The organism is Providencia vermicola (assembly GCF_010748935.1).
Classification (GTDB): domain Bacteria; phylum Pseudomonadota; class Gammaproteobacteria; order Enterobacterales; family Enterobacteriaceae; genus Providencia; species Providencia zhejiangensis.
In genome coordinates, this window is the sequence record NZ_CP048796.1 from 2,218,254 (window position 1) to 2,236,111 (window position 17,858).

General features: G+C 42.0%; 14 protein-coding genes, 1 pseudogene and 1 other annotated feature. Of the genes and pseudogenes, 7 read left to right on the plus strand and 8 right to left on the minus strand.

Going from position 1 to position 17,858, the window contains the following annotated elements:
- Positions 1-21 precede the first annotated feature (21 nt).
- The 5 genes and pseudogenes from trpA to G3341_RS09960 form a co-directional block, all read right to left on the minus strand.
- Positions 22-828, minus strand: a complete 807-nt coding sequence (gene trpA, locus G3341_RS09935) for a tryptophan synthase subunit alpha (protein WP_154624935.1) — start codon at positions 826-828, stop codon at positions 22-24.
- On the minus strand, positions 828-2,018 hold the full coding sequence (gene trpB, locus G3341_RS09940; RefSeq protein WP_154624936.1) for a tryptophan synthase subunit beta: 1,191 nt from the start codon (positions 2,016-2,018) through the stop codon (positions 828-830). The genes trpA and trpB overlap by 1 nt, the downstream gene beginning before the upstream one ends.
- A gap of 87 nt (positions 2,019-2,105) precedes the next feature.
- Positions 2,106-3,467, minus strand: a complete 1,362-nt coding sequence (trpCF, locus tag G3341_RS09945) for a bifunctional indole-3-glycerol-phosphate synthase TrpC/phosphoribosylanthranilate isomerase TrpF (protein ID WP_163861555.1) — start codon at positions 3,465-3,467, stop codon at positions 2,106-2,108.
- Between the two features lies 1 nt (position 3,468).
- Positions 3,469-5,100 (minus strand): annotated as a pseudogene (gene trpD / locus G3341_RS20710) (bifunctional anthranilate synthase glutamate amidotransferase component TrpG/anthranilate phosphoribosyltransferase TrpD).
- Complete coding sequence (locus tag G3341_RS09960) at positions 5,100-6,674, minus strand: anthranilate synthase component 1 (RefSeq protein ID WP_154624949.1); 1,575 nt, start codon at positions 6,672-6,674, stop codon at positions 5,100-5,102. The pseudogene trpD and the gene G3341_RS09960 overlap by 1 nt, the downstream one beginning before the upstream one ends.
- 28 nt (positions 6,675-6,702) lie before the next feature.
- Positions 6,703-6,803: a sequence feature (Trp leader region), on the minus strand.
- A 168-nt stretch (positions 6,804-6,971) separates the two neighbouring features.
- On the opposite strand from G3341_RS09960, the gene rnm reads away from it, so the two are divergent.
- The 4 genes from rnm (at position 6,972) to G3341_RS09980 (ending at position 10,911) form a co-directional block, all read left to right on the plus strand.
- Positions 6,972-7,844 (plus strand): RNase RNM, encoded by an 873-nt coding sequence (gene rnm, locus G3341_RS09965; RefSeq protein WP_154624940.1) that lies wholly within the window; start codon positions 6,972-6,974, stop codon positions 7,842-7,844.
- Between the two features lie 306 nt (positions 7,845-8,150).
- Positions 8,151-8,771, plus strand: a complete 621-nt coding sequence (locus G3341_RS09970; protein WP_154624941.1) for an L-threonylcarbamoyladenylate synthase — start codon at positions 8,151-8,153, stop codon at positions 8,769-8,771.
- 142 nt (positions 8,772-8,913) lie between these two features.
- A complete protein-coding gene (gene rluB / locus G3341_RS09975) occupies positions 8,914-9,831 on the plus strand; it encodes a 23S rRNA pseudouridine(2605) synthase RluB (protein ID WP_154624942.1) in 918 nt (305 codons plus the stop codon).
- Positions 9,832-10,002: 171 nt separating this feature from the next.
- Positions 10,003-10,911, plus strand: a complete 909-nt coding sequence (locus G3341_RS09980; protein ID WP_154624943.1) for a hypothetical protein — start codon at positions 10,003-10,005, stop codon at positions 10,909-10,911.
- Positions 10,912-10,954: 43 nt separating this feature from the next.
- Here the strand turns inward: G3341_RS09980 and cobO are convergent, their stop codons facing one another.
- Positions 10,955-11,545 carry a cob(I)yrinic acid a,c-diamide adenosyltransferase gene (gene cobO, locus G3341_RS09985; protein WP_154624944.1) on the minus strand — a complete coding sequence of 197 codons (591 nt, stop codon included), beginning with the start codon at positions 11,543-11,545 and terminating at the stop codon, positions 10,955-10,957.
- 4 nt (positions 11,546-11,549) lie between these two features.
- Positions 11,550-12,314, minus strand: coding sequence for a YciK family oxidoreductase (locus G3341_RS09990; protein ID WP_154624945.1), 765 nt, complete (start codon positions 12,312-12,314; stop codon positions 11,550-11,552).
- Between the two features lie 179 nt (positions 12,315-12,493).
- Between G3341_RS09990 and sohB the strand changes: the two genes are divergently transcribed.
- The gene (gene sohB / locus G3341_RS09995) at positions 12,494-13,540 is read left to right on the plus strand and encodes a protease SohB (protein ID WP_163861558.1); all 1,047 of its coding nucleotides are present in this window, start codon (positions 12,494-12,496) and stop codon (positions 13,538-13,540) included.
- Positions 13,541-13,632: 92 nt separating this feature from the next.
- On the opposite strand, the gene G3341_RS10000 is transcribed toward sohB, so the two are convergent.
- Positions 13,633-13,881 (minus strand): DUF2498 family protein, encoded by a 249-nt coding sequence (locus tag G3341_RS10000; RefSeq protein ID WP_154624946.1) that lies wholly within the window; start codon positions 13,879-13,881, stop codon positions 13,633-13,635.
- Positions 13,882-14,171: 290 nt separating this feature from the next.
- Here G3341_RS10000 and topA point away from each other — a divergent pair, with 290 nt between their 5' ends.
- Entirely contained in the window at positions 14,172-16,766 is a 2,595-nt protein-coding gene (gene topA, locus G3341_RS10005; RefSeq protein ID WP_154624947.1) for a type I DNA topoisomerase, read from the plus strand.
- 367 nt (positions 16,767-17,133) lie between these two features.
- A complete protein-coding gene (gene sodC, locus G3341_RS10010; protein WP_163861561.1) occupies positions 17,134-17,658 on the plus strand; it encodes a superoxide dismutase family protein in 525 nt (174 codons plus the stop codon).
- Positions 17,659-17,858: the final 200 nt, after the last annotated feature.

Below are 17,858 nucleotides of genomic sequence, written 5' to 3' on the forward strand. Positions count from 1 at the left end.
ATCTGTCGTTATGGTTACAGGTTATTTTTGTGTAGCTGCTTTCATTTTTCTCACAAATTGAGTTAATTCAGCTAGCATGATATCTGGGCGTTGCAGATTATTCTCAATAATTTTCACAACAGCAGAACCTGAAATCGCTCCCGCAGCGCCATTGGCAATAGCTTCACTGACTTGTGCTGGTTCAGAGATACCAAACCCTTGTAGAGCAGGGGCTGCCTGATATTGGCTTAATTGACTAATGAGGTTAGTCAATGGTATTTCAGCACGTTTTTCTGTCCCAGTGACACCAGCACGGGATAATAGATACGTATAACCTTCGCTATACTCCCCAATTTGCTTAATTAATGCTTCATCAGCATTGGGTGGGCAGATGAAAATGGGGGCAATACCGTGAGCAATTGCAGATTGACGAAATGGTGTTGATTCTCGCATAGGTACATCTGCAACTAATACAGAATCTACGCCAGCTTGCTGGCAACGCGAATAAAAATGATCAATACCATTACTGAACACTAAATTAGCATAAACTAATAAGCCAATTGGCATGTCAGGATGTGTTTGTCTAATACGAGCTAAAAGTTCAAAACATAGCGTTGGTGTAATATCACTTTTAAATGCCCTTAAGTTGGCATTTTGAATGGTAGGCCCATCAGCAAGTGGATCCGAGAATGGAATACCAATTTCTAAGGCATCTGCGCCACCAGCAATTAAAGCATCAATAATTTTCAGCGAAAGTTCAGCGTCAGGATCACCTAATGTGACGAATGGAACGAATGCACCTTGGTTTACACTGCTCAAACGCTTAAAAAGTTGTGTATAGCGTTCCATTAGATTTCTCCCTTGCTTTTTAAAATATCGTGTACTGTAAAAATATCTTTATCGCCACGGCCCGATAGATTAACGATCAACAATTGCTCTTTATTTGGCTCTTGTTCAGCCAGCTTCAGGGCATAAGCGAGCGCATGAGATGATTCTAGCGCGGGGATGATCCCTTCTTTGCGAGATAACAGTTTAAAAGCCGTTAAGGCTTCATCGTCAGTAATAGAGACATAATCTGCTCGGCCAATACTATTCAAATGCGCATGCTGAGGGCCGACAGAAGGGAAATCCAGTCCTGCTGAAATTGAGTAAGACTCTTCGATTTGTCCTTCGTCAGTTTGCATCATGGGGGATTTCATTCCAAAGTAGATCCCAACACGGCCATGTTTAAGTGGGGCACCATGTTGACCGGTTTCTATCCCCAATCCGGCAGGTTCCACACCGATTAAACGGACATTTTCTTCTGGAATAAATGAAGCAAATAGACCAATCGCATTTGAACCACCGCCAATACAGGCGATGACGGCATCGGGTAAACGGCCTTCTTTTTCCAAAATTTGTTGTTTCGCTTCATCACCAATCATGCGTTGGAAATCGCGTACAATTGTTGGATATGGGTGTGGACCCGCTGCCGTTCCCAACAGATAATGCGCTTTGTCATAACTGCCAGACCAGTCTCTAAGCGCTTCATTACACGCATCTTTTAATGTCGCTGAACCACTGTGTACAGGAATGACTTCTGCGCCCATTAATTTCATGCGAAAGACGTTAGGTGATTGGCGTTCTACATCTTTTGCCCCCATATAAATACGGCATTTCATATTAAGTAATGCGCAAGCGAGTGCTGTCGCTACACCATGCTGACCCGCGCCTGTTTCAGCGATAATCTCGGTTTTGCCCATTCTTTTAGCTAATAACGCTTGGCCTAATACTTGGTTGGTTTTATGTGCACCACCGTGTAGCAAGTCTTCACGCTTAAGGTAAAGCTTTGTTTTAGTACCGTCGGTTAAGTTTCGGCAGAGTGTGAGCGCCGTTGGTCGACCCGCATAGTTTTTGAGTAAGTCATGAAACTCTTTTATAAATTGAGGATCGTTTTGTGCGTCAATAAATGCATCTTCAAGCTGATTAAGCGCAGGGATTAAAATCTCTGGAACATATTGTCCACCAAATTCACCGAAGTAGGGATCTAATTTACTCATTTTATTATTCATCTCTTTATGTCATGCGACTTAATTAGGGTTCAGTTTAGGGCGTTGAAGCCAAATATAATGCCAATCAATGGGGCATTAGCTGGCTAAACAACTGAAAACTTGTTTGATCTTTGTCTCGCTTTTGATACCAGGTTCAACTTCGACACCGGAGTTAAAATCAAGGCCATTGCATAATAGTGTTGCCGCTTGTCGACAATTGTCAGCGTTTAATCCGCCGGCAACCATAACGCGGAACGGACTATGACTAGGTATTTTTTCCCAATCAAAGGTGTGTCCGCTGCCACCAGCGCCATTATCGAGAACGAGTAGGTCAATGGGTTGTCCTTCAAACTGACTAAAGTCAGGTTGCGACATGTTGACCGCTTTCCAAATTTCACAATGTTTAGGTAAGATAGCGCGCAGATTTTGCACATAGTCGATATCTTCATTGCCATGCAGTTGTACCGCGGAGAGTGCGAGTTGTTCTACCATGTGGGCAATAAAATCAGTAGATTGATCACGAAATACACCGACATATTGTAGAGGTACAGTATGGACAATCTGTTTTGCTTGTGACAGTGTCACTTTTCTCGGGGAGCTTTCAGCAAAAATCAGTCCTCCGTATGTTGCGCCAGCTGTGAGGGCGGCTTTAGCATCTTGGCCTCGAGTAAGTCCACAGACTTTATGTTCACCGATTAATAATTTTTGTAATCCTTTGTCGATATCCGCTTGTTCCATCAATGCACTGCCAATTAGAAAACCATTTACGTACTGGCTTAAGGCTTGAATATGTTGATGACGGTGAATACCTGACTCACTGATGATAATCGTCTCTTTTGGTAAACGTGGTGCGAGTTGACGCGTTCGGTTTAAATCTATCGAGAGGTCACGTAAATCACGGTTGTTAATACCGACAACGTGTGCTTTTAGCTTTATGGCGCGTTGTAATTCTTCTTCATTACTGACTTCGGTTAATACACCCATATTTAATTGGTGTGCGACGTCAGCGAGTGCAATATATTCCTCATCATTGACGACGGAGAGCATTAATAAGATAGCATCTGCCTGATAATACCGCGCAAGGTAAATTTGGTAAGGGTCGACAATGAAATCCTTACATAAAACCGGTTGTTTAACGGTATTGCTAACGATGGTCAGGTACGCCATATCACCTTGGAAGTACTTCTCATCGGTTAAGACAGAAATCGCGGAAGCATAGGGGGCATATATGTTGGCAATCACTGCCGGATCAAAGTCTTCTCTGATTAATCCTTTTGATGGCGATGCTTTTTTACATTCAAGTATGAAAGCCGGTTTTTTTGCTGATAAGGCTTCATAGAAACTGCGGCTAGCAGGGGTGACTTGACCAATGAAGCTATCCAAAGGCTGTTTAGCTTTGCGCGCCGCTAAATACGTTAGCTTATCATTAACAATTTTTTGTAATACAGTCGCTTTCATTTTATTGGTTCCTTGACGCTAGAGCAGTAACACGATCATACGCGGCACCACTACGAATAATATTTAGAGCATGTTCGCTATTGGCCTTGAGGTCTTCAAAGCCATTAATACGCATTAGCATGGCAACATTCGCTGCAACGGCGGCTTCGTGGGCTGGTTTTCCGTGACCCTGTAACAAATTGCTCAACAAAATCCGATTTTCATCGGGCGTTCCACCTTCTAGGTCAGACAGCTGATACGGTTGCAAACCAAAATCACTGGCAGTGAGCTGATAAAAAGATAAAGTTCCTTGATTGAGCTCTGCAACTTGAGTTGTTGCATGAAGAGAGACTTCATCCATTCCTCCACTGTGTACCACAGCTGCACGTGTAAAACCAAGCATTTGTAGCGTTTTTGCTACAGGTTCAACCAATGTTTCTTGATACACACCAATTAAGGCAATAGGTGGGCGTGCAGGATTAATCAGTGGCCCCAGTACATTGAATAAAGTTCGTGTTTTTAGTTGGGTACGTACAGGCGCCGCATGGCGAAAACCACTGTGATATTGTGGGGCAAATAAGAAACACACGCCTAATTCATCTAGTGCATCGCGCGCGCTTTGGGCACTTAAATCCAATGAAATACCAAAAGCAGCGAGTAAATCCGAAGAGCCTGAGCGGCTAGATACACTACGGTTGCCATGCTTAGCCACTTTAATACCCGCTTGTGCGGCAACAAAAGCACTGGCTGTAGAGATATTGATACTATTTGCACCATCACCTCCTGTACCGACAATATCGCTGAAGGGGTAATCAGGACGTGGAAAAGGTTGCGCATTTTCTAGGCAAGCCAATGCTGCACCAGCAATCTCTTCTGGTTGTTCACCACGCATTTTCATGCTGACTAATACACCGGCTAATTGCGCCTCAGTTAATTCACCGCGAATGATGGCATTAAATAATTGTTGGCTTTCTTGTTGTGTCAGCGCTTGGGCACGGAATAATTTATCGAAAATAGTTTGCATAATAGGTTCTCTCTTCCCTGGTTATAACGATGGTGTGATTGAGCAAGTTGGTGTTGAAAGAGCCCATGCCACGGTTTTTTCCAGTAAAATGGCACCTTCAGTGGTTAAAATAGATTCCGGATGAAATTGAAAACCACAAACACGGTCATGATCATTACGTACAGCCATCACCATGCCATTCGACTGTGCACAAATTGTTAATTTTTCAGGGATTTGACTACCCACTAATGAATGATAGCGAGCGACAGGAATTGGATTATCAAGTCCGCTAAACATCGCCTGTTGGTCATGTGTTGCCATAGACGATTTACCATGCAGAATTTCCCCAGCGGCAGAAACATGGCCACCATAAGCTTCGATAATCGCTTGATGACCTAAACAGATACCAATAATAGGTAACTTACCGATAACCTGTTGTAGAACGTCAGGCATACAGCCCGCATCACTGGGTTTACCCGGACCGGGAGAGAGCACGAGTAATGGCGATTCCATCTTATTGAGAACGGATAAAATATGTTCTGAACTCACCGTGTTACGATAAATAACGACTTGATGACCACCAGAGCGGAGTTGATCGACAAGGTTGTAAGTAAAAGAATCAACATTATCGAGTAATAGTATGTTAGCCATTAGAACAACTCCTCTGCTTGGTGGGCTTGGGCAATCGCGCGAATAACAGCACGAGCTTTATTACGTGTTTCATCAGCTTCACTTTGTGGTGATGAATCAAGTACTACACCACCTCCGGCTTGTACGGTAGCAATACCATTTTCGACATAAGCAGAACGGATGACGATGCAAGTATCAAAATCGCCTTTACCGGTAAAGTAACCAACCGCGCCACCATAAGAACCGCGGCGCTCTTGCTCATATTCCGCGATTAATTGCATCGCTCTGACTTTAGGCGCCCCCGTCAGTGTGCCCATGTTCATACACGCTTGATAAGCATGAAAGATATCGAGGTCATCACGTAGCGTACCGACAACTTGCGAAACAAGGTGCATGACGTATGAGTAACGATCCACTTTGGTTAAATTCGCCACATAACGGCTACCTGGGGTACAGATACGCGCGAGGTCATTACGTGCTAAGTCCACGAGCATAAAATGTTCGGCTAATTCTTTATGATCAGTTCGCATTGACAGTTCAATACGACTATCAAGGTCTAAATCAATCTTACCTGAAGCATCGCGACCGCGAGGACGCGTGCCAGCGATGGGGTAGATTTCGACCTTACGGCTACTCGCATTGTATTTCAGCGCACTTTCGGGTGAGGCTCCGAATAGCGAAAAATCATTGTCTTGCATAAAAAACATATAAGGACTCGGGTTCTGTGCTTTCAGTTTTTGATATGCGATTAATGGGTAAGGGCAAGGCATTGAAAATTTACGTGATGGTACAACTTGAAATATATCACCACGATAAATCGCTTCTTTCATCGCATTGACCACAGCACCGTATTGCTCATCACTTTTATTGGTTTTTACGCTGAATTTTTCCGCCTCACCTAATGGTAGAGGGGATAAAAATGGACGGCATGCGGCAATGATTTGGTTATGTCGTTGCGTCACCGTTTGAATATGTTCATCAACAGTTGAAAAAAGACAACTTTTTAGGCGAGCAGCCTGATTTTGATGGTCGATCACTAAATAGTGTTCAGCGACAAAGAAGCAGTAATCTGGGCAACGATTGATATTTTTCACTTCTGGCAGTGATTCAAAACTGGCGATCAAGTCATAAGCAAATAGCCCACCGACAAATAAATTGTCACTTTGGTGTGAATTAGCCTGTGCCAGTGTTGGTAGCAAACGTAATACATCTAAGCATGATGGGCTTTTTAAACGACTGTCTTCATCGAGATCACTGCTAGGCTGCTTAAAGGAGACGGTCAAATGTTGGGCGGATAATTCACAATGTTGTGCTTTATCTGCTAAGTGTGTTGCGAGCACAGGGAGTAATTGGCAGCCATTATCGGTGAGTGCGTCGATTTCTACACGTTGACCAAACGCTCGAATGCGTAGAGCACTGTCAACAATCAGCAAGCTTTGTAAGTTTGCTTTACTATTGATTTCGGCCGATTCTAATAGCATCGTCGCCGGTGTATCCTGACACAGATGATGAAATAGCAATGTAGGGTCTTGCTGGTAGTTAATTGGGCTATCCAGAAAACTAAAATGTGGTAATGTTGTGTTTTGGTTATTCATTTTATTGCCTTTTATATTGTTTTTAGACATAAAAAAACCCGCTGATAAAGGCGGGTTTGGCACTAAGGCATATCAAATTTATGCGTGTGCGACTTCCGCCCAATTTGGGAAGTTACGCCACCAACGATTTGATAAATTAATGATAGCCATAAGTGCCTCTCTGGATAATCAAACTAATATCGGCTAGCAAGCCGTCCTGTGTACTAGTAAACTGGATCGCATTGATTGTGTCAAGCTGTTTATTATTTATATTTAGGAAAAATATCCAGAAATTGGAAAAAAGGAGAAAAACACCTTATGTCACAATTTTCGAGTCCATTAATTACTCGGTATGATTTACATTGCCATACGAATGCCTCCGATGGTGATTTATCCCCAAGTGACGTGATTGAGCGTGCGATTGATATGGGAATTGATGTGCTGTCCATCACCGATCACGATACATGTGAAGGGGTTATTGAGGCGCGTGAATACCTTGAACAAACACAACGGCCTCTAACACTCATTAATGGCGTTGAAATTTCAACGCTATGGGAAAATATTGAGATTCATATTGTTGGGTTAAATTTTTCACCTACTGCGCCGTCAATGGTTCAATTATTAAAGCAACAGTCTCAGCTACGTTTAGAACGCGGGATCGAAATGGGTCGGCGTTTACAAAAAGCGGGCATACCGGACGCATGGGAAAATGCATTGCAAATTGCAACAGGTGGGCAGGTGACCAGAGCGCATTTTGCACAGTATTTAGTGAAAATAGGCAAAGAAAAAAATATTAATAATGTCTTTAAACGCTATTTATCAAAAGGGAAGATAGGGTATGTTCCGGCCAAATGGTGCAGTATTGATGATGCAGTGAATGCCATTCATCAATCAGGAGGCGTTGCAGTACTCGCTCATCCATCGAAATATCAACTATCCAATAAATGGATCAAACGGTTAGTTGCCTATTTTAAGCAGTCTCAAGGGGATGCGATGGAAGTATCTCATTGCCAACAACCCGCAAACGAGAAGCAATATTTAGCGGAATTGGCTCTATTAAATGATTTAAAAACCTCTGTGGGATCAGATTTTCATCGCCCTTGTTCATGGATAGAGTTAGGTCGTAACCTTTGGTTGCCGGATGACCAACAGGCTGTTTGGACCCTATGGAATGAGGTGAAAACAGCATAAACCGTTGATGTATAATAAATACGGTGTAAAATATACGCATTATACTTAAGTGGATTCAGGTTAAGTTGCTTATTTTCTATCGCGATAGAGAGAAAAATTTAATGGTGGAGAGGTGACGTTATTTGGCGCTTCTGGGTCATTGAATTGGCACACGATAAGCAAGTTAACTTGTTAAAAACTAACCTAATCATTCAGTGAACATATCATGACAGGTGTGTGCACTAGGGTAAATAATTAATAAAAGATAGTACCATTTTAAGGTTTTTTACCGGATGATGCTGTCAATACTAAAGATCAGAGGTCTGTATGAGTCAGTTTTTTTATATCCATCCGGATAATCCACAAGCACGGCTAATTGCGCAAAGTGTTGAAATTATAAATAAAGGTGGTGTGATTGTTTATCCGACGGATTCTGGTTATGCGATAGGTTGTCGTTTAGAGGAAAAAGATGCGCTGCAACGCATTTGCCGTATACGCCAACTGGATGCAAATCATAACTTCACCTTAATGTGTCGTGATCTTTCTGAACTCTCCAATTACGCCCATGTTGATAATACGGCATTTCGTTTAATCAAAAACAATACACCGGGTAATTACACGTTTATTCTTCGTGGCACAAAAGAGGTTCCGCGCCGTTTGATGAATGAAAAGCGTAAAACAATTGGGTTAAGAGTGCCATCAAACCCAATTGCTCGTGATTTGCTTGAAGCCGTTGGTGAACCATTAATGTCAACCAGCCTGATAATGCCAGGAGATGATTTTACGCAATCCGATCCTGAAGAAATCCGTGACGTACTGGGTAAACAGGTCGATTTAGTTATCCATGGAGGCTATATTGGCCAGAAACCAACGACGGTCATTGATTTAACTGACGATAGCCCAGTTGTTGTCCGTGTTGGCACCGGTGACCCATCTCCGTTCGAATAACGTTAAGTTCGATATATGGATTAATAATAGGGGATCTCCATAAACCTGTGTATAATGCGCAGGTTTTCCAATTCGTTATTTTTTGTCATCATTATTGACGAAAAATTATCTGACGCCTGTGAAGGCGACATTTGAGGGTTATATGAGCGCCAAACCGCAAAAAACTGAAAAGTTACAAAAAATTCTTGCCCGTTCAGGGCATGGCTCCCGCCGTGAAATCGAATCCTTTTTAAAAGAAGGGCGCATCAGTGTCGATGGTAAAATGGCCACGTTAGGTGATCGCATTGAAGTTAAATCATCGACAAAAATTAGATTAGATGGGCGTATTTTAGCGATAAAAGAAGCTGAAAAAGAGATCTGCCGTGTAATGGCTTACTATAAACCTGAAGGGGAGTTGTGTACTCGTCATGACCCTGAAGGTCGCCCGACAGTCTTTACCCGTTTACCAAAACTTGTTGGTGCACGCTGGATTGCTGTTGGACGTCTTGATGTTAATACAAGTGGATTATTACTGTTTACGACTGACGGTGAGCTGGCAAACCGTTTGATGCATCCAAGTCGTGAAGTCGAACGTGAATATGCTGTGCGTGTATTTGGTGAAATTACCGATGCGAAAATACGTCAGCTAACTCAAGGTGTTCAACTTGAGGATGGTCCCGCAGCATTTAAAACAGTTTCATACCGAGGTGGTGAAGGTATGAACCAATGGTATAACGTTACTTTAACGGAAGGACGTAACCGTGAAGTGCGTCGCTTATGGGAAGCCGTTGGTGTACAAGTTAGCCGCCTGATCCGTGTAAGATATGGTGATATTGACCTACCAAAAGGCTTACCACGTGGTGGTTGGACAGAACTGGGACTGGAACAAACCAACTACTTAAGAGAGCTGGTGGAACTGGAGCCAGAAACGGAAACGAAAGTGGCGGTTGAACGTGACCAACGACGTATTAAAGCGAATCAAATCCGTCGTGCAGTTAAACGTCATTCACAAGTCGCTTCAAGACCGGCCTCTAAACGCCAATCATCTAGACCGACAGCGAAGCGCCGTACACGTATCTAACGATATTTGGATTTATTATTTCTTTAAAAAAGGTTATAGAGTTTTCTATAACCTTTTTTATTAATTCTAGTAATGTATTTGTCACAAAATGATAAAAACGTATTTGAGAATACCCGGTGTTTACGGTACTTTCATTAACTGTAAGGATAGAATAAAAGGTTATTGTCTTCTATGATTGGTTTTCGATTAATCAAGACGTTGCTAGTCGTTAGTTTAGGCTTCAGTATTAGCGCTTGTGATGATCCCAAAACGATAACATCTGAAAGTGGGCGTTTTTATTTCACAAACGATTCATCAGAAAGTTTGATATTTTTTATCGATTACCAGCCGATCGTTATTCCACATCAAGGGGTGGGCAGTATTCTATTACGGCCAGGGCCGCATTTGATGACGACAATGTCAGGCAAGGCTGTACAATTTATTGTGTACCCAGGCAATAAAGGCGGCATTCTCAATCCCAATAAGCAAATTTATTATACATACAGTTTTGTTCATGGCACTGAAGGTATTCCTTCTATTCATCATTTAAAGAAACAATCCTTAGTCGTGAATGGTTATCTGCTAAATGGTAGAATCAATAGTAGTAATGATTATATTATTGATAATAATGTGTTTAATTGTGATTTTCACGTTGGGGAAGCGGTGCCTGAAGAGATAAACAGCTCGACAACAGTCAGCCAAGTGAAAACGAAATGTTTGACGCATAAAGAATTAGTAGACTTAATTCATCAAGAGGATGGATTGATATCACAGCTTATTGTGAAAAAAATGGTGAATCACGCCAATCAATCAGTGACAGTTCATTTTGATTACCCTCTCACTCAACCCGATTTCTCAGATGAGGCCTTGCAGCTGCATGCTCAAGAGGTGGTTAATCTGATCGATAGCTTCCGGCGTTCACTCGATCCGCAAAGAAAGCAATTTTATTACAATCAATATCATAATAAAATTTCGCATATGGCGATCATTTATAGCCAAATGGGGAGCGATAGAAGTTCATTACAAGAAAAACGCAAATATGCTGAATTTATGCAGCAAACACGCGCGATATTTGGTGCTGGTACGTTGATGTATCACTAAGTTGCCGATACGCGAGTGAGCCTACCGGCAGTTGAAAAGAGAGTTACCAATCTATCCCTTTTTGGGCTTTTATACCGGCATCAAATGCATGTTTGACAGGGCGCATTTCTGTCACAGTATCGGCTAAATTGAGTAAATCACGATGACAGCCTCGTCCCGTAATAATCACTGATTGATTTTCAGGCCGATGAGTGAGGGCATGTATCACGTCTTCTAGCGGCAGATAATTGTAGCTAATCATATAAGTGATTTCATCAAGCACAACCAAATCGATTAATGGGTCGGTCAGTAACTGTTGTGCATGATGCCATGTATCAAGGCAGGCAAGGGTATCGGCTTCACGATCTTGGGTCTCCCATGTAAAACCTGTGGACATGACATGAAAAGCGACACCATGAGGTTGCAATAATTCACGTTCACCGTTATCCCAGCTGCCTTTGATAAATTGCACTACCGCCGCTTTTTGGCCATGACCTACCGCTCGGCAAACTGTACCAAATGCCGCGGTTGTTTTGCCTTTACCGTTCCCTGTAAAAACAAGCAAAATGCCTCGCTCTAATTGAGCGGCTTCAATTCGAGCATCGACTTTTTCTTTTAGACGTTGTTGGCGTTCTTCATGTCGACTTTGAGACATAAAATCACTCCGTTGCCTTGACTTGTTGAGCCGGTTGAGCATCAAAACTAATGCCAGTTTTACGTAAGCTATCATTACTCATCAAGAATAGATAGATTGGCATGATATCAGCGGGGGCTTTGATGGTCATTGGATCTTCATCTGGCGCAGCGCTAGCACGCATACTGGTTCGTGTACGTCCTGGATTAATGCAATTCACACGTAAGCCAGTATTTTTATACTCCTCAGAGAGAATCTGCATTAGGCCTTCAGTCGCAAATTTAGAAACAGAGTAAGCTCCCCAGTCTGCGCGGCCTTTTTTACCTACGCTGGAACTGGTGAAAACAAGGGATGCGTTTGGCGCTTTCAATAATAGAGGAAGCAAAACTTGAGTTAACATAAATGAAGCATTAACGTTGACCTGCATAACATCATGCCATAAGTCAGCGGGCTGCTCGATGATTGGTGCTACAACACCCAATAGCCCAGCGTTATGTAACACGCCATCAAGATAAGGGTGCTTTTTAGCAATTTCATCGGCTAACTCAACATACTGTTCATAAGGGGCTGTTAATAGGTCTAATACATAGATATCAGCCGCTTTGCCAGTGAGTTTTTCGATTTCTTGGCTAACGCTTTCAAGTTTATGTTTTGTTCTACCTACAAGGATTAAAGAGGCACCGAAGCGGGCATAGGTTAATGCGGCTTCACGGCCAATACCATCACCGGCCCCAGTAACTAAAAGGGTTTTACGACTTAGCAGGTCATGTTTGGGTTGATAGTGGAGCATAGTATTTTTCCTATCCTATTTGTTAACAGTTACGATATCATCTCATTGATTGATGCTATTGGCTAATGTAGCGTAGAGATTTAAGTGAAATTACGATAAAAAGCAGAGTTATTTTACTGGTTGTTTAAGAGCAATCATGAGACTATTTTTATCAAGATAAACATGAGAAGGATGATTTTGTGGAGTATTTCTCTCTGTATGGACTATTTTTGGCAAAAGTTGTCACGATAGTCGTTGCGATTATCGCACTAGCCGTTTTTGTTTTTGGTGTTGGAATGCGTCGCCAAGGTGGTAGAGGTGAGCTAAAACTTACTGATTTAGGTGAGAATTATCGTGAGCGCCAACGCCAAATGCAGCAAGTTAAAATGAATGCATCTGAGCATAAAGTTTGGATGAAAGCATTTAAGAAACAACAAAAGGTGCAGGAAAAAAATGAAAAAGCAGGGGCTAAAATAGGTCAAACGACAGTTAAAAAGCCTTGTTTATATGTTTTAGACTTTAAAGGCAGTATGGATGCGCGAGAAGTGAATTCTTTAAGAGAAGAAGTCAGTGCTATTCTGGCTGTGGCAGAAGCTCATGATGAAGTTTTATTACGTCTTGAAAGCCCTGGTGGGATGGTGCATGGCTATGGTTTGGCTGCATCGCAACTTTCGCGCATTAAAGAAAAAAATATTCCGTTAACGATAGCTGTCGATAAAGTTGCGGCAAGCGGTGGCTATATGATGGCCTGTATCGCGAATAAAATTGTTGCGGCTCCCTTTGCTATCCTAGGATCAATAGGCGTGGTTGCTCAAGTACCTAATATCCACCGTTTGTTAAAAAAACATGATGTTGATGTTGAGTTACATACAGCGGGTGAATACAAACGTACGTTAACTATGTTAGGTGAGAATACCGAACAAGGGCGTAAGAAGTTTGTTGAAAACCTTAATGAAACTCATGAGTTATTTAAGCAGTTTGTTCATCAAAACCGCCCATCATTGGATATCGATGCGGTTGCGACTGGCGAATACTGGTATGGTAGTCAAGCACTTGAGAAAGGGTTGATTGATCAAATTGGTGTCAGTGATGATATTATTATTTCTGCGGTAGAAACCAAAGAAATAATCAGTGTTCGTTATACTCAAAGTAAAAAAATGTTAGAAAGGTTTACGGGGAGTGTTTCTGAAAATGTCGATAAGTTGTTATTACGCTGGTGGCAGCGTGGTCAGAAACCATTTATGTAATTAAATTGAGATTAAGTTTTCTCGCAAAAAATACATTTCATAACTATTATTAATTACCGGCTAAAAGCCGGTAATTTTTTGCTTAGGCATTATTACTTAAGGCGATACTGTTCAGACAGTATATGTGATAGATGTTTATACATATTGAAAGCCGCGGCACTTTTGGTTGTTGGAATACCATTGGCATCGAGAAAAGATTCACCTTTAAAGACTAAAGTGTCACGGTGTTGCTCGACGGTATGAACGAACATCCCATGAATGAAGTCATCATGCTTCCTTATGATCTCATTGGCTTTTTCTAGAAGTTCATTTTGTGTTATAGATTGAATATTGTTATCCATAAGTTAGCCCCATAAAAAAAATAATTGGTTGCGTCTGGCGTTTTATCAGGTAGAGTGTGTGCTTTTCGTTAGCCATAATTAGTTATTATACGGCTAAAATCAGTCAGCTAGCACACTTTGTATTCTTTTTAGCATAGCGTGATTGGTCTGGTAGTTTTTGCTTAAACGCAAACTATTTAAAGAAATTATATTGATATATTGCAATTGTGCCGCAATATAAAAAAGAGATTTTCATTTTGTGCATTTTAATGTAGAAATGCGCCATTGTAGAAATTTAGGTAAAGGTAAATATGGGTAAAGCTCTTGTTATCGTGGAGTCCCCGGCAAAAGCCAAAACGATCAATAAGTATCTTGGCAGTGGCTACGTTGTAAAAAGCAGCGTCGGCCACATTCGCGATCTGCCGAAAAGCGGGTCCGGCTCACAAAAGAGTACAGGCTCATCTACCGACAAAACTAAAAAGGTTAAAAAAGACCCTCAAACAGCGCTTGTGAAACGTATGGGGGTTGATCCTTACCATGGTTGGAAGGCGAATTACCAGATATTGCCAGGTAAGGAAAAAGTCGTTTCTGAATTACAAGCGTTAGCGGAAGATGCAGATCATGTCTATCTTGCGACGGACCTTGACCGTGAAGGGGAAGCAATTGCATGGCATTTACGCGAAGTGATTGGAGGCGATGATTCTCGCTTCAGTCGTGTCGTGTTCAATGAAATTACTAAAAATGCGATTACTCAAGCATTTGAAAACCCAGGTGAGTTAAACATTGACAGGGTCAATGCTCAACAAGCACGCCGTTTTATGGATCGTGTTGTGGGTTATATGGTATCGCCTTTATTGTGGAAAAAAGTTGCGCGTGGTTTATCCGCGGGGCGTGTGCAATCCGTTGCGGTACGTTTGATTGTTGAACGTGAACGTGAAATTAAAGCGTTTGTGCCGGAAGAGTATTGGGAGCTTCATGCAGATCTTGCTGACAAAAATATTGCAGCATTACGTATGGAAGTCACACACCAATTAGGTAAACCTTTCAAGCCAGTTACAAAAGCTCAGACCGAAGCGGCGGTGAGCGTGCTTGAAAAAGCTCGTTTCCAAGTTGTTGATCGTGAAGATCGACCAACGTCAAGTAAACCAAGCGCACCTTTTATCACATCGACATTACAACAGGCGGCAAGTACTCGCCTAGGTTTCGGTGTGAAAAAAACCATGATGATGGCTCAGCGTCTTTATGAAGCGGGTTATATCACTTATATGCGTACTGACTCAACGAACTTGAGCCAAGACGCAATCAATATGGCGCGTGGTTACATCAATGACAATTTTGGTGAGAAATATTTACCAAAAGAAGCTAACGTTTACACGAGCAAAGATAATTCGCAGGAAGCTCACGAAGCAATTCGTCCGTCAAGTGTTGATGTCTTAACTGATTCACTAAAAGACATGGAAGCTGATGCGAAAAAACTTTACCAGTTGATTTGGAATCAATTTGTGGCTTGTCAGATGACACCTGCAAAATATGATTCGACGACATTAACGGTGAAAGCGGGTGATTTTGAGCTAAAAGCCAAAGGGCGTACTTTGCGTTTCGATGGTTGGACGCGTGTCATGCCTGCTCTGCGTAAAAACGATGAAGATAAAACATTGCCACCAATTCAGGTGGGCTCTGAATTGTCACTCGTTGAACTGCTACCAAGTCAGCACTTTACTAAGCCTCCAGCACGTTTTAGTGAAGCCTCTTTGGTTAAAGAGCTTGAGAAACGTGGCATTGGTCGCCCATCAACTTATGCGGCAATTATCTCGACTATTCAAGATAGGGGTTACGTTAAAGTTGAAAACCGCCGTTTCTATGCAGAAAAAATGGGTGAAATCGTCACTGATAGATTGGAAGAAAACTTTAACGATCTGATGAACTACGATTTCACGGCACGTATGGAAAATCAACTTGACCATATTGCTAACCATGAAGCTGAATGGAAAGCCGTGTTAGATGAATTCTTCTCTGACTTTAGCAAGCAGTTGGATATTGCAGAGAAAGAGCCTGAAGAAGGTGGAATGCGTACTAACCCAATGGTGATCACATCAATTACTTGTCCTGATTGTGAACGTCATATGGGAATTCGTACTGCATCAACCGGTGTATTCCTTGGTTGTGAAGGCTACGCGCTTCCACCAAAAGAACGTTGTAAGAAAACCATCAATTTGATACCTGAACATGAAGTATTGAATATACTTGAGGGTGATGATGCGGAAACTAATGCGTTACGTGCTAAGCGCCGTTGCCCGAAATGTGGCACAGCGATGGATAGCTACTTGATTGATAATCAACGTAAATTGCATGTTTGCGGTAATAACCCAGCCTGTGAAGGTTATGAGATTGAAGAGGGTGAATTCCGTATTAAAGGCTATGATGGCCCTGTCATTGAATGTGACAAATGTGGTTCTGAAATGCACCTAAAAACAGGGCGCTTTGGGCCTTATATGGGATGCACAAATGAAGAGTGTAAAAACACGCGTAAGATCTTAAAAAATGGTGAGATTGCACCACCAAAAGAAGATCCGGTTCCATTGCCTGAATTGCCATGTGAGAAATCAGACGCTTATTTTGTATTGCGTGATGGTGCTGCTGGGGTATTTCTTGCGGCAAACACGTTCCCTAAATCGCGTGAAACTCGAGCACCTTTGGTGGAAGAACTGCAACGCTTCAAGGACCGATTACCTGAAAAGCTAAAATATTTAGCAGATGCGCCAGCGCAAGACCCAGAAGGTAATCCAACAGTGGTACGTTTTAGCCGTAAAACCAAGCAACAATATGTCTCTTCTGAGAAAAATGGCAAAGCGACGGGTTGGAGTGCATTTTTTGTAGACGGTAAATGGGAAGCAAAAGAGAAGTAACATTCTTTATATTGCCCCTCTAAAAGCCAAAGGCGATAGACGATTCTATCGCCTTTTTCTCTGTAAGAACTCAAATAATTTTCAGGGGTGACATAGGGTTCATCCTCTCTCCCTGAAATCCCATCTTTGATGAACGGTTTATTATCTTTATCACTTTTCAGGCGCAGTCTTAAAAATGCGTATATTTAGGTTAAGTGTTGATTTATGTGGCTAACCGCAAAGCAATATGATGCGGGTTTGCTATGCTGATAAATAGCGAATATCAATAGTTATCAGTTTATTGATATTTATCCGCTTTTTAGCAACAAACGCAATAATCAATGTAACGATATAAACGTATAAAAATAGACCCACGACTGGAGGTAGAATGAAATTAAAAATGTGTTTACTCGCTGGTTTACTCACCGCTTTTGCAGCTAACGCAGCGGAAAAAACAGTAGTCTTGAAAGAAGCAACTCCACAAGGTGAAGGTAAAGCCATTGGTGAGGTTGTTATTTCCGAAACGGATTATGGGTTACTGTTCTCACCAAAATTAACAGGCCTACAAGGCGGGGTTCATGGCTTCCATATTCATGAAAACCCAAGCTGTGAAGCTGGCGAAAAAGAAGGTAAAACAGTGCCTGCATTAAAAGCGGGTGGGCATATGGATCCAGCGAAAACCGGCGTTCACAAAGGCCCTTATGATAAAACAGGTCACTTAGGTGATTTACCTGGTCTAGTTGTTGATGCTAAAGGTAATGCGGATTATGCCGTATTAGCGCCACGCTTAAAAACACTCAAAGACGTTGAAAACCGTGCTCTAATGGTGCACGTTGGCGGGGATAATTACTCTGACCATCCGGAAGCGCTAGGGGGTGGTGGAGCTCGTATGGCGTGCGGTGTTATTAAATAATACTGTATGTAAATACAGTTATTAGGGAAACCCGACCAAAAATCAATCTTACTATGAGGCTTTGAGTTATTCAGGGCCTTTAATTTATTGAAAATAAATAATTTATTTTTACTAAGAGAAGGGTGATGCTGAATTCATGGATGGCTGTATAAATATACAGTTATTGATAAAACCCGACCAAAAATCAATCTTACTATGAG